This is a genomic window from Pontibacter saemangeumensis (assembly GCF_039541895.1).
In the GTDB taxonomy this organism is placed as follows: domain Bacteria; phylum Bacteroidota; class Bacteroidia; order Cytophagales; family Hymenobacteraceae; genus Pontibacter; species Pontibacter saemangeumensis.
The window spans coordinates 260,670-282,336 of the sequence record NZ_BAABHC010000039.1; the positions used below are offsets into that span (position 1 = coordinate 260,670).

Below are 21,667 nucleotides of genomic sequence, written 5' to 3' on the forward strand. Positions count from 1 at the left end.
TTTATATATTTATCCCATATCACAACTCGGAACTAGGAACTCGGAAATCGGATCTCCAAATCAGGAATTCGTAATTGCCAGGAGGCCTACCGCCAGCTGGCGGTCGTTGCTGAGGCGCGGCACTTTGTTCTGGCCGCCCAGCTTGCCCTGCGATTTCATATACTCCCGGAAAGCGCCGGGGCGGAGCAGCGTGAGGCGGAGCGGCTGCAGGATGTTTCCTTGGATCAGGTCGTCATAATAGGAATTCAGCTTCTGCAGCTGCTCGTCCAGTTCCTTCGCGAATGCATCCGGGTTATGCGGGGGGCGGGCAAACTCCACCAGCCACTCGTGGTAGGAGGCCCCGTGGCTCTGGCTCACGTAGGGCGCTACCGTAAACTCGATCAGCTCCACATTCGGGAATTTTGCCATCGTCTGCTGCATCGCCTTCTCCACCTCCTCGCCGATCACGTGCTCCCCGAAGGCAGATATAAAATGCTTGATGCGGCCACTTACCACTACCTTGTACGGCTCCACAGAGGTAAACTTCACAGTGTCGCCGATGGAGTAGCCCCAGAGGCCGGCATTGCTGCTGATCACCAGTGCATAATTCACGCCAACTTCCACCTCCCCGATCGTCAGGCGGGTCGGGTGCTCGCTAAAGTACTCCTCCACCGGTATAAACTCATAGAAGATGCCGGCGTTCAGCAGCAGCAGCAGGCCGCTGTCGTTTTGCTTGTCCTGATAGGCAAAGAAGCCCTCGGATGCCGGGAAAAGCTCAATAGAGTCTACCTTCCGGCCGATTGACTCGAACAGCTTTTTGCGGTAGGGCTCAAAGTTCACGCCGCCATACACAAACAGCTGGAAGTTGGGGAAGATGTCCTTGATCTGCTTGCCCGTCTGCTGCTGCAGCTTATCAAAATACATCTGCACCCACGGCGGGATACCCGAGATCAGCGTCATGTTCTGGTCGATGGTTTCCTCAATAATCTGGTCCAGTTTCGATTCCCAGTCTTCGATGCAGTTCGTCTGGTAGCTGGGCAGCTGGTTGGTGCGCAGGTAGCCTGGCACGTGGTGGTTGGCGATGCCCGACAGGCGTCCTGTTTTGATGCCGCTGACTTCCTCCAGCTCCGGGCTTCCGGACAGGAAAATCAGCTTTCCGTTCAGGAACTGCGCTTTGCCTGTTTCATATATATAGGCGAGCAGGGCATCGCGGGCACCGTCGATATGGTTCGAAATGGAGTCGCGGGTAATGGGGATATACTTGGTGCCGGAGGTGGTGCCGGAGGTTTTGGCCAGGTACAGGGGTTTTCCGGGCCAGAGGACATCCTTCTGCCCCTCCTTCACCTGCTTGAAATACTCGGCCAGCCCCTCGTAGTCCCGCACCGGCACGGCTTTCACAAACGCTGCGTGCGAGGTGATCGTGGAAAAGCCATGGTCGCGGCCGAAGCGGGTGTCCTGCGCTTTGCTCAGAATATCGTGAAAGATGGCCTGCTGTGCCTCCACCGGACTGTTGATCCAGGCTTGATGCTTTTTGTGTATATAGGCAGCCAGGGGCTTACTCAACAACGCTTTTACACCCATACGTCCCGTTTTAGTGTGAGGTAAAGATAATTAGTTAAAGCGGCATTGCCATAACCCGGCAGCAAACATCAAAGTAATTACCAAGAGGTTTCTTTTCGGGATTTATAAAACCTCCTGCCAAAGTATAAGTTAATACTATCAGTTACTCAACCTAAAAACGAAGAAAATGAAAAAACACAGAGCAGAAGCAAGATGGAACAAGGGCCTGAAAGACGGCGCAGGCGAAGTAAAATCAGGCAACGGCGCCATAAAAGCCGACTATACCTACGCCTCGCGCTTTGGCGACAGCACCAGCGGCACCTCCCCCGAGGAACTGATCGGGGCCGCGCACGCCGGCTGCTTCTCCATGTTCCTGAGCGCTTTGATGGGCAACGAGAACCTCTCGCCGGAATATGTGGAGACAAAAGCGAGCGTGTACCTGGGCGAAAAAGACGGCGCGCCGCTGATCCAGAAAATAGAGCTGACTACTGAGGCCAAGGTAGCCGGGTTGGATAACGACAAGTTCCAGGAGCTGGTGCAGAAATCCAAGGAAGGCTGCCCGGTGTCGAAAGCGTTGGCTGCAGTGCCTGAGATTACGGTGCAGGCTACACTTAAAGAATAAATATAGTATATTGCAGGGTGGCGATATGAGCCCGTTATGTTTCACCTAAATCCCTTTATATGGCAGCATCTGGCAGTAGTAATGCTCGGTCTTCCCTGATTGTGCAGCTTAGCCCCACGCGCAGCGCAAAGCTTTCGTTCTCCGTGCAGCTCGTGCTGGCGCTTTTCTGGATCGCCTGGGCAGGCACGCTGCTTTTCGCACAGGACACGGCGGGCCAGCCGAACTACTTTTACTATGTGTTTTTCGGGCTTGCGGTGGTTTTCCTGGGATACGTGGTGCTGCAGAACACCTCTGTTTTCGGGGTGCAATCCTATATAGAGGTCACGCGGCAGTACATTGTGCAGAAGTTCGGCGTTTTCCGCACCAAGCACATCATTCCCATCCCGGATATAAAGGCGGTGCATATCTCGCCGCTAGCCCTGCGCGTTACGCTGCTCGACGAGTCGAAGGTGTATCTGGACCTGAAGCAGGTGCGCAAGAAGAAGGACCTGGAGAAGATCAAGATCGAGATTCGGGATCTGGCTTCCGAGCATAATTTCTCTGTAACAGAAGCGGCCGGCTACAACGCATAAGCTGCAGGCGATATATAAAAAGGGCGGGCGCTACATTTAGGTGTAGCGCCCGCCCTTTTTATATATAGGCTATATATGATTTATATAGGCCGTGTGTAAATACTGTGTCAGATCAGCCTGCTTTGGATTTGAATTTCTTCTGGAGTTCCTGGATGCTCACCTTAAATTTCTTGTCGGTGTCGATGAGGTCGGAGACGGTTTGCACGGAGTGGATCACGGTGCTGTGGTCGCGGCCGCCGAAGTGGTAGCCGATGGATTTGAGGGAGTGGCTGGTAAACTCTTTCGCGAAGTACATGGCCACCTGCCGCGCCGTTACGATCTCTTTCTTGCGGGTCTTGGCTTTGAGCGAGTCCAGGCTCACCTGGAAGTACTCGGCTACGGTTTTCTGGATGAAGTCGAGGTTTACCTCCGTCTCTACGTCCTCGATGATATGCTTCAGGGCCTGCTTGGCAAGCTCCAGGTCAATTTCCTTGCGGTTGAGGGACGATTGCGCGATCAGCGAAATCAGCACGCCTTCCAACTCGCGCACGTTGGTGTCCACGCTGTAAGCCAGGTACTCCACCACGTTGTCCGGGATGTCGATGCCGTCGCTCTGCATCTTCTTCTGGATAATAGCCATCCTCGTCTCAAAGTCCGGGCTTTGCAAATCCGCCGTCAGGCCCCATTTAAAGCGGGATAAAAGTCGCTCTTCCAGCCCTTTCAGGTCGCGCGGCGGGCAGTCGGAGGTCATCACGATCTGCTTGCCGGACTGGTGGAGGTGGTTGAAGATATGGAAGAACATCTCCTGCGTCTTGTCCTTGCCGCTCAGGAACTGTACGTCGTCGATGATGAGGATGTCCACCAGCAGGTAAAAATTGGCGAAGTCCTGCACGTTGTTGGTGCGCACCGACTCGATGAACTGGTTCACGAATTTCTCCGACGACACGTACAGCACAAACTTATTCGGGTCGCTGTTTTTGATGTGGTTGCCGATGGCCTGCACCAGGTGCGTTTTGCCAAGCCCCACGCCGCCATATACCATCAGGGGGTTGAAGGAAGTGGTCCCTGGCTTGTTGGCCACGGCAAAACCCGCCGAGCGCGCCAGGCGGTTACAGTCCCCCTCAATGTAATTCTCAAAGTTATAAGCCGAGTTCAGCTGCGAGTTCAGGAAGTTGCGGTCGATGGTCTTCGACTCGAACGGGCTCTTGATGAAGTTTTGCTCCGGCCGGTACGAATTCACGACGGCCTGCGGTATCTTTTTTGTCGGGATGTTGACCGTCTGCGGTTTGTTCGCCTCGTTGCCCCGGTCGATGATAATGGAATATTCCAACCTGCCCTCACTGCCCAGTTCCTGGTAAATGACCTTTTTCAGAAGCTGCACATAGTGCTCCTCCAGCCATTCGTAGAAAAATTGGCTGGGCACTTGTATGGTAAGCACGCTTTCGCGGAGTGATATCGGCTTAATCGGCTCGAACCAAGTCTTAAAGCTTTGCTCGCCGATATTTTCCTTTATCACCTGCAGGCAGTTACTCCATACAGTAGAACAGTCTTTGATCATCCAATTTTCCAAAACTCACTAGATTCGTTTGGTGAAACAAACCTCTCCTTTAGGGGCAGGGGGGTTACAAATTTGATCAAATATACTTAAACAAAAAATTATTTTTTTACGAAGTTGTTACAGGGGTGTTAACCGGCAGAAGGGCCGTTCTCACATCTGTTTTTTGTTTCGACTTCCGGTTGAAAGAGAAGTCGATACGGCCCAGAAACAGGCCGGACCAACCTACCTGGTTCACCAGCGTTTCGTGACCGCTCTCATGACGCACTGCCTCAGGCACTTCGAGGAAAGTGTGCGTGTGCCCGCCCAGTATCAGGTCGATGCCTGCTACCTGCCTGGCGAGCTTAAGGTCGTCAATTTTTTCCTCTTTGTAACTATAGCCCAGGTGTGAAAGGCAAATAACCAGGTTACATTTTTGTCCCGCGCGCAGCTCCTGCACCATCTCCCGTGCCACCGCCACCGGATCTGCATACACGGTTTCGCCAAAGTTATTTTTACCCACCAGGCCTTCCAACTCAATCCCCAGCCCGAATATCCCGATCCGCACCCCCTGCTTCTCAATCACTTTATAGGGCTGAAAGCGGTCTTTCAGAATTGTACCGGAAAAATCGTAGTTGGCAATGAGAAACGGGAAGGCCGCGTTCGGCAACTGCTTCTCCAGCCCCTTCAGGCCGTTGTCGAAGTCGTGGTTGCCGAGCGTGGCGGCGTCGTACTGCATGTCGCTCATCAGCTTAAACTCCAGCTCGCCGCCGAAGAAGTTGAAGTACGGGGTTCCCTGCCATATATCCCCCGCGTCGAGCAGCAGCACGTTCGGCTCCTGCTTCCGAATCTGCTCCACCAGGGTGGTGCGCCGGGCCATGCCGCCCATGCCGCCGTACTTGCGGCCATCGTCCGGGAACGGGTCGATGCGCGAGTGCTGGTCGTTGGTGTGCAATACGGTGAGGCTGATGCGCTGGGCGGCCTCCGCAGCGGACGGCATGCCGAGCAGCGAAATGCCAGCCGCCCCTACCGCCGTGTTTTTCAGGAAATCTCTTCTGTTGATCATTTTTAAAGCTGCTTAAGGGAGGATGGTCACTCTGTTGGAGGCGTCAGCGCCAAGCGGCTTGCCCTGTGCGGTCAGCTGCCGGATGTGCTGTAGGATGGCGTCGCGCATCATAAGGCCTACCTTCTCTGTCTTCAGTGCATTTTTGAACATGCCCAGGTTGTCGCCGCCGCCCGCCAGGTAATCGGAGGTGACGAGGGTGTAGGTTTGGCTGGGGTCGAAGGGCATGCCGCCGATCTTGATGTCCAAGGCTTTGCCGTTTTGAACGGAGTAGGTGGCGTTGGCGATGGGGGCGAACTTTGCCTCGGCGGCCTTGTCGAAAAACGCCTGCACCGTGGCGCCGGTTAGCGTCAGCACCACCAGCTCGTTCTCGAAAGGCATCAGCTCGAAAATTGTACCCACTTTTACGGCCCCAAGCGGAATAGGAACCCGCAGCCCGCCGTTGGTGGTGGTTGCCATATCTATTTCACCGTCATATAATTTCCGAGCTTCCTCCAGCATCAGGTCCACCACAAAGTTGCCGAGCGGCGACTGGTATTCGCCTTTGCCTAACTCCACCGGCGCGTTGCCGATGATCTCCTCCATTTTGGCAGTCACCTGCTCGCGGTAGGGTGTGATCGTGGCCTCCACCTCCGGGTCGGGGGAGATGGTTTTGGCTACCGGAACATCCGTTTCGGCGAGCGTGGGCGAGGCAACCCAGGTGCGCTGGCAGGAGGCAAAGCACAGCGCCAGCAGCAAAGCGCCAACTGTTTTAGGGAAATATGAGGTCATGGTGGATCGATCAGCTTAGCCCGCAAAGTTACCAGCCTCCGCGACACTTACCAAACCGGGCAGGCCCTGGGTACAGAACAAATTCACGCAGCAACCAACCCAGCCATATATAAATAAACCAAGATTATAGGCTCTGCCATATACCTCTCCGGCAGCAAGCCGAAAAAGGGAAGCAGGCCCCGACAAGCCTGCTTCCCTTTTCATATATAAATCAGAGGACTTTTACTTCCTTTTCCCCTTGCCTTCCATATAGTTCAGGGTAAGCCCGGTCAGTGTTTTCACGCCCAGCTTCATGCCGCTCTCATCGATGAAGAAATCCGGGGTGTGGTGCGGGGCTACCTCCTCCGGCTTCTTGCCTTTGGCCATCCCGCCGACGAACACGAAAAGCCCCGGGATCTTCTCCTGGTAATAAGCGAAGTCTTCCGCGCCGGTCACGGCCTTGGTCAGGATCACCTTGTCGCGGCCCGCCACCGACTCCAGGGTGGGCAGCATCCGGGCGGTGAGGTCCGTATCGTTGTAAGTGACGGGCACCTGCGGGATGATCGTGACCTCGGCGGTGGCCCCGGCGCTTTCCGCGATTTTGGTGGCCGTGAGTTTGATCTTCTCGTGCAGCTTCTGTTGCATATCGGTTTTCAGGGCGCGGATGGTACCCTCCAGCAGCACCTCCTCCGGGATAATGTTGTTGCGCACCCCACCGTGGATCATGCCCACCGTGATTACGGCGGCATCCTCGGGCAGCTCCGTCTGGCGGCTGATGATGGTCTGCAGCCCATTGATGATCTGCGCCGAGGTCACGATGGGGTCGACGCCGTTCCAGGGGTAGGCGCCGTGCACCTGCTTCCCCTTCACTTTGATCTTGAAGACATCGGCACTGGCCATGATGCCGCCCGGCCTGTACTTGAGCGTGCCCACCTCCGTCTGGGAGTTGATGTGGAGGCCGAAAATAACGTCCGGCTTCGGCCCTTCCGACAGCACACCCTCCTTCACCATCAGCTTGGCGCCGCCCTCCTCGCCTTCCGGCACGCCTTCTTCGGCTGGCTGGAAAATAAATTTAACGGTGCCCTTCAGGTCGGCTTTCATGCCGGAAAGCACTTCGGCGGCACCCAGGAGCATGGCAATGTGCGTATCGTGGCCGCAGGCGTGCATCACACCCACTTCCTGCCCGTTGTAAGTCGCCCTGGCTTTGGAGGCGAAAGGCAGGTCCACGCGCTCCGTCACCGGCAGGCCGTCTATATCAGCCCGCAAGGCCACCACCGGCCCCGGCTTGCCGCCTTTCAGGATGCCAACCACGCCGGTTTTCGCGACACCAGTCTGCACTTCGATGCCGAATTTCTGCAGTTGCGCAGCAATTTTAGCCGCTGTCTCGGTCTCGTGATTGCCCAGTTCCGGGTGCTCGTGAAAATCGCGGCGCCACGCGATCACTTTCGGCTCCACTTTGTCGGCGCTGGCACTGGCCCTGGCCAGCAGTTTGCTGTCCTGCGCCATGCCGGGAGCCGCCAGCAGCCCCAGCCCCACTGCCGCCAGCAGAGCCTGCTTTCTGAGGGTAAAGTTTCGGTTCATATATCTTTTTTGGTTCGGGTGAAGCTTTGAAGATAGTGATTTTTTGATTGATTTCACCCCTGCCCATCCTTCCCCTTCAACAGAGGCTTTCTTAGCGGGGGCAGCGTTTGCCAGCCTCACCGTTCGCACGAATAAGCTGCGAAACGGCGGATCGGGAGGTAGGGGAAATCACGGCATGCTTCAGTCGGGTTGTCGTTTGTATAGTCCTGGCAATGCGTTTAAACGCCAAAGCACAGGCCCAAACAACTAAAGACAGCAAAGGCGCCGCTAACCAGTGCGGGAAAGCACGCCTTCCAAAAGCCCTCCCTGCCTGCTTCGCCCGCTGCTACCTTCCCGCCTTTCTTTCCCGTACAACAGGGTATGCTTCGGAAATGGAAAGAAACCGTCAGTAAACTTAAGGAGGATGTCTATACGCTGTACCTGGCCTCCAAGGACCCACGGGTGCCTTTTGCGGCGAAAGTGGTGCTGATCATCACGGTGGCCTACGCCTTCAGCCCCATTGACCTGATCCCGGACTTTATCCCGCTCCTGGGCTATCTCGACGACCTGCTGATACTGCCCCTGGGCATATGGCTGTCCATCAAGCTGATACCCGCACCCGTGCTGGCGCATTACCGGCGGCAGGCAAAAGAGCACCTGCACGAGCGCAAGCCCAACTATGTAATGGCGGCCGTTATCGTGATTGCCTGGCTGCTGATCGGCTACTGGATGTACCAGGCCTATATGGAACAGGTGGATTGAGGCGGCCATATTCCAGCGGTTTCCGTGCCCCGGCGGCGCATTTACATCGTAAGGTAAAAAGCATATCTTTACAACGCACATAGATAAACGCATGACGACAGAAGAGCAGCAACAGCCTCAGAAGCTTTTCACCGAGTTCCAGAAAGCCAGCGGTAGCGGCCCTTTAGCGGAGGCCGCTGCATGGGAGGAGAAAGTCCGGCAGGAGCTGCGCGACACCCCTCTCGAAAGCCTGACCTGGCACACCTACGAAGACATCGATATAAAACCCTATTATACCGCCAAAGACACTGCCGGCCTGCCGTTTGCGCAGCAGAAGCCGGGGGATTTCCCGTTTCTGCGCGGCGTTAAAACCGGCGTGAACGACTGGCTGAACGTGCAGCAGGTACAGGTGGAGGAGCATAGCCGGGCTGCCATCGATACAGCGGCCGATGCGCTGCAACGCGGGGCCGACGGAATCCTTTTCAAGCTCCGCCACCCGGCTGATTTTGACATTGATTACCTCATCAGCACCGTCGATGTCTGCCGCCACAGCATCAGTTATGCCTTGCAGGAGCAACCGAAATCCTTCCTGGAGCAACTCTACGGCGCACTGCGGGCACGGCAGGTATCGCACCGCAACCTGAAAGGCTTTGTGGTGTATGACCCAATGACGGCCAAAGGCGCCCTGACAAAGGAGGAGCGCGCCTGCACCGCCCGCGTGCTCGACCTGACCAAAGACAGCATCGACTTTTACGGCATCACGGTAAACGGCACCAACTTCAGTGGCATCGGCGCTTCTGTTACGCAGGAAATAGCCTATACCCTCGGTGCCGCCGTCGCCTATATAGACAGGCTCACCAATGCCGGCGAGCAACTGGAGTCCGTGTTGCGCAACATGCAGTTCTATATGGGCGCCGGTACCAATTATTTTTTCGAGATCGCGAAGCTGCGCGCCGTGCGGTTGCTGTGGGCGGCGGTTGCGGAGGCGTATGGCGAGCCCGCGCTGGCGGCCAAGCTGCGCATCCACAGCGTTACTTCCAGTTGGTACGAGACCACCCTCGACCCCTATATGAACATGCTGCGCGCCACCACGGAGGCCATGGCTGCCGTAATGGCCGGGTGCGACTCGCTTACGGTGGCGCCATTCGACGCCACATTCCAGAAACCGACGGAGTTCTCGTCGCGGATCGCGTGCAACGTCTCCACCATCCTGAAAGAAGAAGCTTACCTGGACAAGGCCGTTGACCCCGCCGCCGGCTCCTATTACCTGGAGTCGCTGACGCACCAACTGGCTGCCAGCGCCTGGCAGTTATTCAGGGAGACAGAGGCCCTGGGTGGTTTTGAGGCTGCTTACGAGAGCGGCCATATACTCGGCACGATCACGGAAGTGAACCGCCGGAAGTTCCGCAACATCGCCACGGGCAAAGATGTGCTGGTGGGCACCAACAAATACCCGAACCCGAAGGAGAGAATAAGCTTCGACCCGGAAGAGCTGATCCAGAGCGCCCATTTCGACACGACCCGCGCCGCCTACCCGACCGAGGTGATGCGCATGGCGACAGAACTGCACCTGCGCAAGCGCAGGCGCCGCCCGAAAGCAGTGGTAGCCATTGTCGGGGAGGCGATCAAGCGGCACGTCAACGCCACCTTTGCCCAGGAGTTTTTCAGCTGCGCCGGGTTTGAGACGGAAGTAGTGCATTTCGGGTCGGTGGAGGACGCCTCGGAGAACCTAGAACGGGTCGGCGCCGAGGTTATCGTGGTTTCGGCCTCGGAGACGGCCTATGTGCATGAGTTCGGCCCGAGGCTGCGCAACCACCACGCCAAGCCAACCATTATACTGGCCGCTGACCCGGCGCATATGAAGGCGGAAATGGTGGCGAACGGGTATGACGAGTTCATCTTCGAAGGCTGCGACATGTCGACCATCATCGAGCTGGTGAACAGGAAATTACACGGAACCGAAGGCGATGACAACAGCTGAACCCGCTCATAACGGCGCCATACCGGCCGTGCAGCAGGCCCTGGACGGGCAGGTGCAGGCGTGGAACAACGGCGACCTCGAGACCGCCATGGCCTTTTACTGGAACTCCCCGGAGATGCGCTGGATCAGCAAAACCGGCGTGGAGAAAGGGTACCAGCAGGTGCTGGATATGTTCCGGGCTGATTTTGCAGACAAAAGCCAGATGGGCATATATACCTACGAGCCGCTGTATATCGAGCAACTGTCGCCGGAGGCGGTGTATTATGTTTTCAGATGGAAGATCGAGCGGGAAGGCAAGCGCCTGATGGGCGGCGTCTCCTCACAGCTCTGGAAAAACGTGAACGGCAGATGGGTCGCCACATCCGAACACGCAAGCTGAGGTGCGTTGTTCGTATGTCGTTTATTGTTACTCGTAAAAGAAAGTACGGTGAAGTCACATCTGCCAAGTCTTGTGCCTTGCATCTCATATCTAACGTCTAAAAATGAAACCAGACTTTTCTAAAATAGATCTCACCCAAATTGCCGCCCCCGATAAGCGGCCGAAAGCGCCGGCCACCGCCACTGCCTGGAAGACGCCGGAGCAGATAGAGGTGAAGAGCTACTATACATCGGAAGACGCGCAGGCATTTGAGCACCTTGGGTTTGCCGCGGGCCTGCCGCCTTACCTGCGCGGCCCCTACAGCACCATGTACGTGCAGAAGCCCTGGACGATCCGCCAGTACGCCGGGTTCTCCACCGCCGAGGAAAGCAACGCCTTTTACCGCCGCAACCTGGCCGGGGGCCAGAAAGGGCTGTCTGTCGCCTTCGACCTGGCCACCCACCGCGGCTACGACTCCGACCACCCGCGCGTGGTGGGTGATGTGGGCAAGGCCGGGGTCGCCATCGACTCGGTGGAGGATATGAAGATACTCTTCGACCAGATTCCGCTGGACAAGATGTCCGTGTCGATGACGATGAACGGGGCGGTGCTCCCGATTATGGCCTTTTATATCGTGGCCGCCGAAGAGCAGGGCGTGAAGCCGGAGCAGCTGAGCGGCACCATCCAGAACGATATCCTGAAGGAGTTCATGGTGCGCAACACCTATATATACCCGCCGGAGCCCAGCATGAAAATCATCGCCGACATCTTCGAGTTTTCGTCGAAGCATATGCCGCGCTTTAACTCTATCTCCATCTCGGGCTACCATATGCAGGAGGCCGGGGCCACCGCCGACCTGGAGCTGGCTTATACCCTGGCCGACGGGCTGGAATATGTGCGGACGGGCCTGAAGGCCGGGATGGACATTGACGATTTCGCGCCGCGCCTCTCCTTCTTCTGGGCCATCGGCATGAATCATTTCATGGAGATCGCTAAGTTGCGCGCCGCCCGTATGCTGTGGGCCAAGATGATCAAGCAGTTCAAGCCGAAAAACCCGAAATCGCTGGCGCTGCGCACACACTGCCAGACGTCCGGCTGGAGCCTGACGGAGCAGGACCCTTTCAACAACGTGACGCGCACCTGCGTAGAGGCCCTGGCCGCAGCGCTCGGAGGCACGCAGAGTCTGCACACCAATGCCCTCGACGAGGCCATCGCCCTGCCCACGGATTTCTCGGCCCGCATTGCCCGCAACACACAGATCTACCTGCAGCAGGAAACAAACATCACCAAAGTGGTAGACCCCTGGGGCGGCTCCTATTACGTGGAGGCCCTGACGCACGAGCTGGCGCACAAGGCCTGGGCGCTGATGCAGGAAGTGGAGGAACTGGGCGGTATGGCCAAAGCCATCGAAACCGGCCTGCCAAAGATGCGCATCGAGGAAGCCGCCGCCCGCAAGCAGGCGCGCATCGACGCGGGCAAGGACGTAATCGTGGGCGTGAACAAGTACAAGCCGGAGCAAATCCAGGAAATCGACATCCTGGACATCGACAACACCGCCGTGCGGGAGTCGCAGCTGCGCCGCCTGGCACATATAAAAGCGAACCGCGATGACGCGGCGGTAGAGCAATCGCTGGATGTATTAACGGCAGCCGCCGAATCGGGAGCTGGCAATTTACTGGAACTGGCCGTAGAGGCCGCACGTTCCCGCGCTACGCTGGGCGAGATATCAGACGCTTTGGAGAAAGTATATGGGAGACATAAAGCAGTGATCAGATCTATATCAGGTATTTACTCGGCTGAGCTCTCGGACGACGAGAACTTTGCGCGCGCCAAGGCCATGGCCGATCAGTTTGAGGAACTGGAAGGCCGCCGTCCCCGCATCATGGTGGCGAAAATGGGCCAGGACGGCCACGACCGCGGCTCCAAGGTCATCGCCACCTCCTTCGCCGACCTCGGCTTCGACGTGGACATCGGCCCGCTGTTCCAGACGCCCGCCGAAGTAGCCATGCAGGCCGCCGAAAACGACGTGCACGTGGTGGGCGTCTCCTCACTGGCGGCAGGCCATAAGACGCTGGTGCCGCAGCTCATCGAGGAACTCCGCAAGCTGGGCCGCGCCGACATTATGGTGATCGTGGGCGGCGTGATCCCGGCACAGGACTATGATTTCCTCTACAAAGCAGGCGCCGCGGGCATTTTCGGACCAGGCACCATTATCTCGGTGGCCGCGCAGCATATACTGGAGAAGTTGATTGGAAAAGTGAAGAGCTGAGAGAAGCAGAAGTATATATAACCGCGGTTGGCAGGTTCAGCTGCGGCTATATATAACCTGGCGCCGGTATCCAACCGGTGACGCGTTGCGTGTGGCGAGTCTCCAGACTCGCTTTTATACTGCCCCAGTGAGTCCGGAGACTCACGCCCACCCCAGGCACCGGTTGGATACCGGCGCCAGATTTAACCTTCCCGCTACTCAAGAAGCACCACCTCCAGCCTGCCTTTTTCTCCTGCATAATCTCTGGCGCTGCTGTAGTACCACTGCTCCGGCTCCTCCACAAAGCCAGCCTTCACCGGATTCTGATGTAGGTACTCCAGCCGTTGCGCCAGCAGCCCATTCATGTTCAGCTCCACATAATGGCCGCCTAATTGCCAGAACTGATGCTCGCCATGGCTGCTACTCTTCTCTGCGGCACTCTTAAACAGCCAAAGGAGCCAGTTCTTCCTGCTTTCCTTCGGATTAGTCTTGATGGCTTCTACCAAAAACCTTGATGTGTACTTCTTCAGGTCGCGCATCACATCCGGTAGCTTTGGGGCAGAGCAGATCAAATGCACATGATTCGTCATGATGCACCAGGCATAAAGCGTCAGGTCTTTCTTTTGCTGACAATACCCCAAACTGTCGCACAGCAGTTCACAGTAATCGCGCCGGGTAAATACATCCGCCCATTCCACCACAGTTAACGTGATGAAGTAAATGCCATCCGGATTAGAAGCTTTATATTTGAGGCTCATGCAGTGATAAGACGCAGGGGAAGCAGTAACTGTTGCTGAAAGAGAACCTGCCCCAGCATGTAAACTGCTTATGTAACTTCCCATGAAGCTAAAAACCATACTCCTCCTCATAGCCGCCGCTCTCATCATCTGGTTTATATATGATTCCTTTTCCCAACCCGGTGTCGATGATCTGGCGGGAGACTTTAAAGAGGTGGCCATGTACCGGAACGAGAACAACACCGGCCCCATCGTCCGGATATATGCCGTGACGGTGGCCGACACGCTTTGGGATGAGATGCGCGCGTACGGCGACTATATGCCGCATACCAAGTACGGCAACACCAAAGTGTATTTCTTTCTGAAAGGCAAACCGGCGCCGGGTGAGGTATATCCGGGGGAGGAGAATTTTGAGCAGCAGTTCCGGCCCTACACGGCAGCTGTATACGAAAAGGATGCCATGAGCCAGGTGTCGTTCCGGAAAGAGCCTTTCCAGCCATAGTCCCGATGCCGGTCATAGAAGAAACGGCTTCCAATATAAACCAAACTAGCTGGCACACGTTTTAAGGTATTGTTCTGTGAAAGCAGGAACAGGAGAGGCCGCTCAGAACGCCTTTCGTTTACCTGCTGCCGGAACCATTCAACGCAGCGCCGGCACTTCAACCTGCGTGCAACCATTAACCACCAGCAGGATGAAAAAACGAATGATACCAATGGCCGCAGCACTGCTCCTGGGAACAACCCTGGCATTAACCTCCTGTGCTGAAGGCACTAACGGCGACACGCCTCCGGAGTCCACTTCCGGTGACACACAGGTAACCGACCCCGAGGACGACATGACCGATGCAGGGGCAACCACTTCCAGCACTACAGCCGGAGGGGCAACTGGCGCCACCACGGCCGGAACAACAACAACGGGGTCAACAACCGGCACGACCGATGGATCTGCAACCACGGGCACAACAGCAGGAGGAACGACAACCGATTAATGATTTGACTCCTATATCAGAAGATCATGCAAAGAGGCAGGCGATTACCTGCCTCTTCGCCTTGTGCCATATAGCGCAAAGCATCATGTAAAATCCCCGCAACCGTAGGTTAGTGTTATATCCTTTTCTATAAATCCGGACAACGATCCACAGTAAACCCGCTTATATATACCGCGACTGTATTATATATCCCGGTTGCCCCACCCGGGCGGCAGCCCCGCTGCAGAGACATCGCCGCAATTACTATCACGACCGGCTGGCAGATGTCGTCTCCCGCAACTGGACCAAGCGAACCATAGAAGTGTAGCGGTAAACTGTTGGATATATACAACGTGGAGGAACTGGAAACAGCCCTGCAGAAGTGACGATGCTTCCGTGCTGATTTTATTTTTTTGTAGAGGCGCACTATTTTGCGTCTCTTTTTCTTAATTGCAGCCAAGCCACTTTGCCTCCCGCTATATATAACCCAGGCCCCGGCACACTTGGCACTACGTTTGCAAAAGCTGCGTTAGGAATCAAAGCACACCAACATGATCAACTTCAGATACCTGGCGGCAGCGGCCCTGCTTTTTATATGCAGCTTTACGGCCTCCGCGCAAGGCGAAAAATCGAACTGGTTCTTCGGCAAGGGCGCGGGCATTGTTTTTTCCGGCGATTCAGTGACTGCCACCGGCAGCAGGCTGTTTACGGAGGAAGGAAGCGCCTCCCTGTCGGACAAAGACGGAAACCTGCTCTTATATACCAACGGCATCACCGTCTGGAACCGTAACCACCGCGTGATGCCAAACGGCAACGGCCTGATGGGCGGCAAGTCCTCCACACAGTCTGCGCTGATCATTCCGAAGCCGGGCAACGACAGCACCTTCTATATCTTCACCACCGACATCCAGGCCCAGTCGGATGGGTTGCGCTACAGCGTGGTGGATATGCGGAAGGCCTCGGGGTTCGGCGACATCGTATCCCGCAACAACTTCCTGATTGCCCCGGCCACCGAGAAACTGACCGCCGTGCGCCACAGCAACAACCTCGACTGGTGGGTGATCGCGCACCGCTGGAACAGCAACGGCTATATGGCCTTCCTGGTGTCGGCAGATGGCGTAAGCGTGCAGCCGGTACTCAGCAACGTAGGCACCGTGCACGGCGGCCCCAACCGCAAGGCCATCGGCTACCTGGTGCCCTCCCCGGATGGCACCAAACTGGCCGCTGCGCTCTGGGATGCCGACAGTAACTTCGAAATCCTCTCCTTCGACCGCAGCACAGGCAAAGTGTCGGACCCTATCCTGCTGAAAGGCTATGAGGAGGCTTATGGCGTGGTTTTCTCGCCGGATGGCACCAAATTATACGGCTCTGCCAACGGTGTTGGAGGCGGCAAGGCGCAGATCATTCAGTTTGATCTATCTGCCGGCTCCCCCGACGCCATTGCGAAATCAGCGGTGGTGGTGGGCACCTCTGCCAGCCCAAGGATAGGCGCGCTGCAACTGGCGCCGGACGGCAAGATTTATGTTGCCCGCCAGGACAACCGCTACCTGGGTGTGATCAGCAACCCAAACGCTAAGGGCAAGGCCAGCACCTACACCGACGACGGTTTCCACTTAGGGAAATATAAAAGCGACTTAGGCCTGCCAAACTTCGCTCAAGGATTTTAGCATCGGATAAAAGTACAAGGAACAGACCCTCAAAGTCTCCAGTTTATATATCACCTGCGGGCCAGATTATGGCAAAGCCAGCTTCTATATAGGCTGGCTTTGCTGTTGCAGACATACAGCATCACTTTCGTGCAGAAGGCAAATGCTGCCAGCAAAACTTGTTCGGAATGGGAGGTAAATAAGGGTGAGTTTGAGTTGAACACGGAAAAGGACGCGCCCCATTTTTAGTGTTTGGCGCCGGCATGGCTATGGCACTTTACGCAATAAGTTTAAATTTGTGAAAGAAGTCTCTATTCCTAAACTTAACCCCAGAAGCCCTTGGCCAAGCGATTCAGTGCAGATACCTATATAGCGGGCATTTTAGCCGGAGACCGGGTGATGCTGAGCCGTGCCATTACGCTGGTGGAAAGCAAGCTACCCTCTGACCAGGAGCTGGCGCAGGAAGTAATTGCTGCCGTGCTGCCAAGCGCTGGCAATGCCGTCCGTATTGGCATTACGGGAGTACCCGGCGTCGGGAAAAGCATGTTCATTGAAGCCTTTGGCCTATACCTGATCCGGGAGCAGCAGAAAAAGCTGGCGGTGCTGGCCGTAGACCCAAGCAGCCAGCGCTCCGGCGGCAGCATCCTCGGCGACAAAACACGGATGGATGCGCTGGCAACGAACCCGCAGGCCTTCATACGGCCCTCCCCGGCTGGCAAGTCGCTGGGCGGCGTTACCCGGAGCACACGCGAGTCCATCATCCTGTGCGAGGCGGCTGGCTTTGACACCATTTTCGTGGAGACCGTCGGGGTGGGCCAGTCGGAGACGGCGGTGCATGCCATGGTCGATTTTTTCCTGTTGCTGATGCTGGCCGGCGCAGGCGACGAACTGCAGGGCATCAAGCGCGGCATCATGGAAATGGCCGATGCCATCGCCATCACCAAAGCCGACGGCTCGAACTTACCAAAAGCCAACGCCGCCCGCGCCGAATACCGGAACGCCCTGCACCTGTACCCGAAGGCCGCCTCAGGCTGGCTGCCGCAGGTCAGCACCTGCTCTGCCCTCGAAAAAACCGGCCTCGACACCATCTGGCAAACCATATATAACTACCTGCAACTCACGCAAAGCAACGGCTTTTTTGAGCAAAAGCGCCGCAGCCAGAATCTGCAGTGGCTGTACGAGGCCATTCGCCAGGGGCTGGAGGAGAATTTCTATGCCCATCAACAGGTGAAGGAGCAACTACCGGCTATCGCCGCGCAGGTGAAGGACGGGCAGAAATCAGCCTTTGCCGCGGCGGCGCAATTGCTAAAGCTGGTGTAACATAACATATACCCTGCTTCCTTTAGAAGCGGTGCGCCTGGCATTGTATATCTCGTGACTTGGTTATCGTACCTACCTCCTACCTGAATCTATATATAATGCAAGACGCGCGATATATATCAGCTGAACAATACCCCGCCCCTGCCCCCTTCAGACCTCATTTTGTAGGTGGAAACATGTAACTCATGAATGCATGCCGCAAGTTTAGCGAAAGCTTTGCTCAAACTGGCGGTATATCATCTTAAGAGATAGCCGCTTCTTCAATTTGGAGGGCTGCCTGATCTTCCCTGCAAGATTAGCCCCGGAGAGGCAGTGGTGGGTTTAATGTACGCCTGTCTAAGTGTATCGAAACAAAACATATATAGCTAAAACCAAAGATTGCTTTGATCATCTCATCCCACACCTTAACTTTAGGGACACTGGTCGTTGCACACGCTGGTTTATACGGATTCCTAAGCACAGCCTCTGCTACGCGACCTTACATAAATCTCTATCATTTATTTTCCTGATCTTAAAAATCTCTAAACCATGAAACACATTTACCCCATGCTGCTTCTGGCCTTGTGCCTGTTTACGTCCTGTGCAGGCAGCCAGAAAGCCGTGGAAGCAACCCCGGAGGCCAGGATGGACTGGAAACTCGGCGCCCAGGCCTACACCTTTAACCGTTTCACCTTTTTTGAGGCCATCGATAAAATCAAGGAGTGCGATTTGAAGTATGTTGAAGCGTTTCCCGGCCAGACCATTGGCGGGGGCATAGAGGGCAAAATGGATTACCATATGCCAGCGGAAAAGAGGGAGCAGATTTTAAAAATGCTGGAAGAGAAAGGCGTGAAGGCCATTTCTTACGGCGTCGTCGGGGCTAACAACGAAGCCGACTGGCGGCAGCTATTCGAATTCGCCAAAGCCATGGGCATGGAGAACATCACCTCCGAACCCAATGAAAAATTCACCCCCCTGCTCTCGCAACTCTGCGACGAGTATAAAATTAACCTGGCCATTCATAACCACCCCGAGCCTTCCCATTACTGGAACCCGGATGTGGTGCTAAATGCCTTGCAGGGACAAAGCAAGCGCATAGGCGCCTGTGCCGATATCGGCCACTGGGTACGCTCCGGACTGGATCCGGTGGAATGCCTGAAAAAGCTGGAGGGCCATATCGTGCAGCTGCACATGAAAGATTTGAGTGAGAAAAGCAGAAAAGCCCATGATGTGCACTGGGGCCAGGGGGTGTCGCAGGTGGATGCGGTGCTGCAGGAGCTTAAAAGACAAGGCTTCAAAGGCTTGTTCTCCGTTGAATACGAACACAACTGGGATAACAACGTGCCCGATGTGCAAGCGAGCGTGGCCTACTTCAGGGAAACAGTGAAGGATCTGAAATAACGTTTCTTTCGCACACTATTTGGAAGGGGTAAGAGCAAACGGGAGTAAAAAGAGTTGTTCGCGAACACTATTGCTTTTTACTCCTGCCCGCTCCAACCCCTACCTCCAGCAGGGGAGTTTTCCCTTCTCCTTTCCTCAGTACCTCAGAAACCTTGCTATATATGGTTATATACAATGTGTTTGTTTCACAACAATATCATCAACTATAGCTTTTAAAGTTGGAGGACACAATAGCAGACTCCCCTCCTTAGACTCTAAAGGGGTGCCTTCACCCACAGGAGGGGTGGGGGCGGTTGGATATAAAAGCAAAATGAGCCGGCTTTTTGCAGAGCCGGCTCATTTTATATATGCTATATGAATCAACAATCACCTCGTTTCTTCTAAACTGACTTTCGCCCATTTGCAGATGCCGCCGAGCGGCGGGTTGAATTTATACACCTGCACTTTCACCGAAGCCACGAACGGGAATTTGTCATATACCTTGTCGATGATGCGGTGGCCCAAGTGCTCGAGCAGGCGGGCGGGCGCTTTCATTTCAGCCAGCACCAGCTTGTAGAGCACCTCGTAGTTCACGGTCTGGTGCAGGTCGTCGCTTTCGGCGGCGCGGCGCAGGTCGGTATCTATATATAGGTCGACGCCGTACTTGTTGCCGATCTTCTGCTCCTCGTCATAAAAGCCGTGGAAAGCGAAGAACTCCATGCCCTCCAGCGCAATCTGTCCCATATATGCTTAGCCTATCTCGTCGAAGAAAGAGCCGGCAGTTTCACGCACCGGCACGCGGGGGGCGTAGCTATTGCTGTTGCGCGACGGCTCCGTGAGCGGCGGCTGAATCTCCGGCTTGTCTGGTGTAACAGGCTGTATATCCGGTATCGGCTGCTCAATGTCCGGGGCTGGCACACGGCCCGGATAGTCCGGCGACGGCTGCTCGATCTCAGGAGAAGGGATGTTCGGCACGGTTGGCTCTATCGGGTTAGGCACCTCTGGCTGCGGCTGCGTGACGTCCGGAGCCGGGTCACCGAGCGGGTGGTAGCCGTTTGCGTTGCCGATGGCCGCCACTGCCGCGTTGGAGGCAGTGGTTTCTGCCAGCTGTATGGTTTTACTTTCAGGGGTCGTGTTCATGTCTTTCAGGCTTTTCAGCAGCTCAGCGCTTTCGATTCTTACGTTGGCGGCTCTTGAAAGAATACTCTGTGTACTGGTTTTAGGTTTTGCCTTTGTCTTCTCGGCACGCTCCAGGGCCTCGTTGGCCAGGTTCTTCAGCTCGCGCACCATCGTGTCGAGGTGGCCTTCCATGCGCTGGTAATCCTGCTCCAGCGCCTTCACCTCGTGCTGCATCTCGGCCACCAGCTTCTCGGATTGCTTGGTGGCCTCCTCCAGCACCTGCCGGGCCTGGTTGCGGGCCTGGTTCAGCAGCTCGTTGGCCTTCAGCTCCGCCTCCCGGCCCCGCAGCTCAGCCGACTTGGTCGCCTGCTCTAAAATGCTGTTACCGGTATCCTCGGCGGTTTTCAGGGTTTTGTAGAGCGAAGATTCCACCTCGCGCAGTTTCTGGGTCTCGCGGTGCGAAGCGTCCAGTTTCATGCGCAGGTCTTTGTTCTCATCCAGCAACTTTTCCCACTGTTGCGAGAGGGTCATCAAAAAGGCGTTCACCTCGTCCTTGTCTAACCCCCTGAAAGCCTTCTCAAACGTCTTTTGTCTGATCTCTAATGGTGTAATCTTCATAACTCAACCTGTTTAATATCCCAAACCGAAATGGTGCGGTCGTCACTACACGAAACTAACTGATTCTGATGAGCCGACCAAAATAATTTATTTACCGAGGTGCCGTGGCTGGCGTTCCGCACCTTGTCAATCACCTTCAGCAGTTTAAAGGTCTGCGCATCCCACACTTTTATCGACTTGTCCATGCTGCAGGTGGCAAAAAAGCGGCCGTCGGGGCTATAGGTCAGGTGGTTGATGGTATACATGTGGGCGATGGTGTAGCCGCGCTCTTTGTAGCCATTCGCCACCTCCCACACCCGCAGGTGCGCGTCGCGGCTGCCCGTCAGCAGCAGCTGCCCGTCCGGGGAGTAAGCCGCCGTGAACACCGAGTTGGCATGCGAGTCGAGCTCGTGCTTCAGGTCCAGGGTTTCGGCATCATATACCCGGATAATATTATCGCTGTAGCCAACGGCCAGCTCCTGCGTCCGCGGGTTATAGGCCAGGCTGCGGGCGCTTTTCTCGGATTTCCGGATAATGGTCTGCAACTCGAAGGTGTCGCCGTGCAGCACGCAGACCGCGCCGTTGCCCATCGCCACGAATACCTTCTGCAGTTCGGGTATATATAAGATGTCAAATATGGCCACCTTCGGCAGCGGCACCGACTTGAGGATCTTCTTGTCTTCCAGGTCGATGACCTGCAGCCCTTCCTGGTTCTGCCCGACGAGCAGCAGGTTTCGGCCGGGTATATACCGCAGCGCATACACCGAGGTGCTCACCCGCGCCATCAGCTCGCCTGTCTCCGGGTTGTTCAGGTCCCAGGCCACCACCATGCCATCGCCGGCGGCGGAGAAGAAGACGTGCTCCTCCCCTGACCGCTCGAGGGTGTACACGCAGTCGCGGTGGCCGGTGAGGGTGGTTATTTTCTGTACTTGCATGTTGCTGGCCATGGCCGTGTATCTGCTTAGTCTCAAACT

At 55.9% G+C, this 21,667-nt stretch carries 20 protein-coding genes; 11 read left to right on the forward strand and 9 right to left on the reverse strand.

Going from position 1 to position 21,667, the window contains the following annotated elements; genetic code table 11:
• Positions 1-60 precede the first annotated feature (60 nt).
• On the reverse strand, positions 61-1,560 hold the full coding sequence (locus ABD920_RS23490; protein ID WP_345163030.1) for a GH3 auxin-responsive promoter family protein: 1,500 nt from the start codon (positions 1,558-1,560) through the stop codon (positions 61-63).
• A 166-nt stretch (positions 1,561-1,726) separates the two neighbouring features.
• On the opposite strand from ABD920_RS23490, the gene ABD920_RS23495 reads away from it, so the two are divergent.
• Together ABD920_RS23495 and ABD920_RS23500 are read left to right on the forward strand one after the other, a co-directional pair.
• Entirely contained in the window at positions 1,727-2,161 is a 435-nt protein-coding gene (locus tag ABD920_RS23495; RefSeq protein ID WP_345163032.1) for an OsmC family peroxiredoxin, read from the forward strand.
• Between the two features lie 59 nt (positions 2,162-2,220).
• A complete protein-coding gene (locus ABD920_RS23500) occupies positions 2,221-2,733 on the forward strand; it encodes a hypothetical protein (protein ID WP_345163035.1) in 513 nt (170 codons plus the stop codon).
• 112 nt (positions 2,734-2,845) lie between these two features.
• On the opposite strand, the gene dnaA is transcribed toward ABD920_RS23500, so the two are convergent.
• The 4 genes from dnaA to ABD920_RS23520 all read right to left on the reverse strand — a co-directional run bounded on the left by dnaA (position 2,846) and on the right by ABD920_RS23520 (position 7,640).
• A complete protein-coding gene (gene dnaA, locus ABD920_RS23505; RefSeq protein WP_345163038.1) occupies positions 2,846-4,270 on the reverse strand; it encodes a chromosomal replication initiator protein DnaA in 1,425 nt (474 codons plus the stop codon).
• A 106-nt stretch (positions 4,271-4,376) separates the two neighbouring features.
• Complete coding sequence (locus ABD920_RS23510; protein WP_345163316.1) at positions 4,377-5,309, reverse strand: bifunctional metallophosphatase/5'-nucleotidase; 933 nt, start codon at positions 5,307-5,309, stop codon at positions 4,377-4,379.
• Between the two features lie 15 nt (positions 5,310-5,324).
• The gene (locus ABD920_RS23515; RefSeq protein ID WP_345163041.1) at positions 5,325-6,080 is read right to left on the reverse strand and encodes a 5'-nucleotidase C-terminal domain-containing protein; all 756 of its coding nucleotides are present in this window, start codon (positions 6,078-6,080) and stop codon (positions 5,325-5,327) included.
• Between the two features lie 222 nt (positions 6,081-6,302).
• Entirely contained in the window at positions 6,303-7,640 is a 1,338-nt protein-coding gene (locus ABD920_RS23520; protein WP_345163045.1) for an amidohydrolase, read from the reverse strand.
• 360 nt (positions 7,641-8,000) lie between these two features.
• Between ABD920_RS23520 and ABD920_RS23525 the strand changes: the two genes are divergently transcribed.
• The 4 genes from ABD920_RS23525 (at position 8,001) to scpA (ending at position 12,968) form a co-directional block, all read left to right on the forward strand.
• On the forward strand, positions 8,001-8,381 hold the full coding sequence (locus ABD920_RS23525) for a YkvA family protein (RefSeq protein WP_345163048.1): 381 nt from the start codon (positions 8,001-8,003) through the stop codon (positions 8,379-8,381).
• A 91-nt stretch (positions 8,382-8,472) separates the two neighbouring features.
• A complete protein-coding gene (locus ABD920_RS23530; RefSeq protein WP_345163051.1) occupies positions 8,473-10,341 on the forward strand; it encodes a methylmalonyl-CoA mutase family protein in 1,869 nt (622 codons plus the stop codon).
• Positions 10,328-10,720, forward strand: a complete 393-nt coding sequence (locus tag ABD920_RS23535; RefSeq protein WP_345163054.1) for a YybH family protein — start codon at positions 10,328-10,330, stop codon at positions 10,718-10,720. The genes ABD920_RS23530 and ABD920_RS23535 overlap by 14 nt, the downstream gene beginning before the upstream one ends.
• Before the next feature lie 103 nt (positions 10,721-10,823).
• Positions 10,824-12,968: a methylmalonyl-CoA mutase gene (gene scpA / locus ABD920_RS23540; protein WP_345163057.1), complete on the forward strand. Its 2,145-nt coding sequence runs from the start codon at positions 10,824-10,826 to the stop codon at positions 12,966-12,968.
• A 194-nt stretch (positions 12,969-13,162) separates the two neighbouring features.
• Here scpA and ABD920_RS23545 read toward each other — a convergent pair whose 3' ends face one another.
• Positions 13,163-13,705, reverse strand: coding sequence for an REP-associated tyrosine transposase (locus tag ABD920_RS23545; protein ID WP_345163061.1), 543 nt, complete (start codon positions 13,703-13,705; stop codon positions 13,163-13,165).
• Between the two features lie 82 nt (positions 13,706-13,787).
• Between ABD920_RS23545 and ABD920_RS23550 the strand changes: the two genes are divergently transcribed.
• The 5 genes from ABD920_RS23550 (at position 13,788) to ABD920_RS23570 (ending at position 18,998) form a co-directional block, all read left to right on the forward strand.
• Positions 13,788-14,186 (forward strand): hypothetical protein, encoded by a 399-nt coding sequence (locus ABD920_RS23550; protein ID WP_345163064.1) that lies wholly within the window; start codon positions 13,788-13,790, stop codon positions 14,184-14,186.
• A gap of 190 nt (positions 14,187-14,376) precedes the next feature.
• On the forward strand, positions 14,377-14,673 hold the full coding sequence (locus tag ABD920_RS23555; protein WP_345163067.1) for a hypothetical protein: 297 nt from the start codon (positions 14,377-14,379) through the stop codon (positions 14,671-14,673).
• A 530-nt stretch (positions 14,674-15,203) separates the two neighbouring features.
• Positions 15,204-16,319 (forward strand): WD40 repeat domain-containing protein, encoded by a 1,116-nt coding sequence (locus ABD920_RS23560; protein ID WP_345163070.1) that lies wholly within the window; start codon positions 15,204-15,206, stop codon positions 16,317-16,319.
• A 318-nt stretch (positions 16,320-16,637) separates the two neighbouring features.
• On the forward strand, positions 16,638-17,618 hold the full coding sequence (gene meaB, locus ABD920_RS23565; protein ID WP_345163073.1) for a methylmalonyl Co-A mutase-associated GTPase MeaB: 981 nt from the start codon (positions 16,638-16,640) through the stop codon (positions 17,616-17,618).
• 528 nt (positions 17,619-18,146) lie between these two features.
• A complete protein-coding gene (locus ABD920_RS23570; RefSeq protein ID WP_345163076.1) occupies positions 18,147-18,998 on the forward strand; it encodes a sugar phosphate isomerase/epimerase family protein in 852 nt (283 codons plus the stop codon).
• 366 nt (positions 18,999-19,364) lie between these two features.
• Here ABD920_RS23570 and folB read toward each other — a convergent pair whose 3' ends face one another.
• From folB to ABD920_RS23585, 3 genes are read right to left on the reverse strand one after another with little or no spacing between them, the layout of a single operon-like run.
• Positions 19,365-19,721: a dihydroneopterin aldolase gene (gene folB, locus ABD920_RS23575; RefSeq protein WP_345163079.1), complete on the reverse strand. Its 357-nt coding sequence runs from the start codon at positions 19,719-19,721 to the stop codon at positions 19,365-19,367.
• 6 nt (positions 19,722-19,727) lie between these two features.
• Entirely contained in the window at positions 19,728-20,714 is a 987-nt protein-coding gene (locus ABD920_RS23580; protein WP_345163083.1) for a DivIVA domain-containing protein, read from the reverse strand.
• On the reverse strand, positions 20,711-21,664 hold the full coding sequence (locus tag ABD920_RS23585; RefSeq protein WP_345163086.1) for a WD40 repeat domain-containing protein: 954 nt from the start codon (positions 21,662-21,664) through the stop codon (positions 20,711-20,713). The genes ABD920_RS23580 and ABD920_RS23585 overlap by 4 nt, the downstream gene beginning before the upstream one ends.
• Positions 21,665-21,667 lie beyond the last annotated feature (3 nt).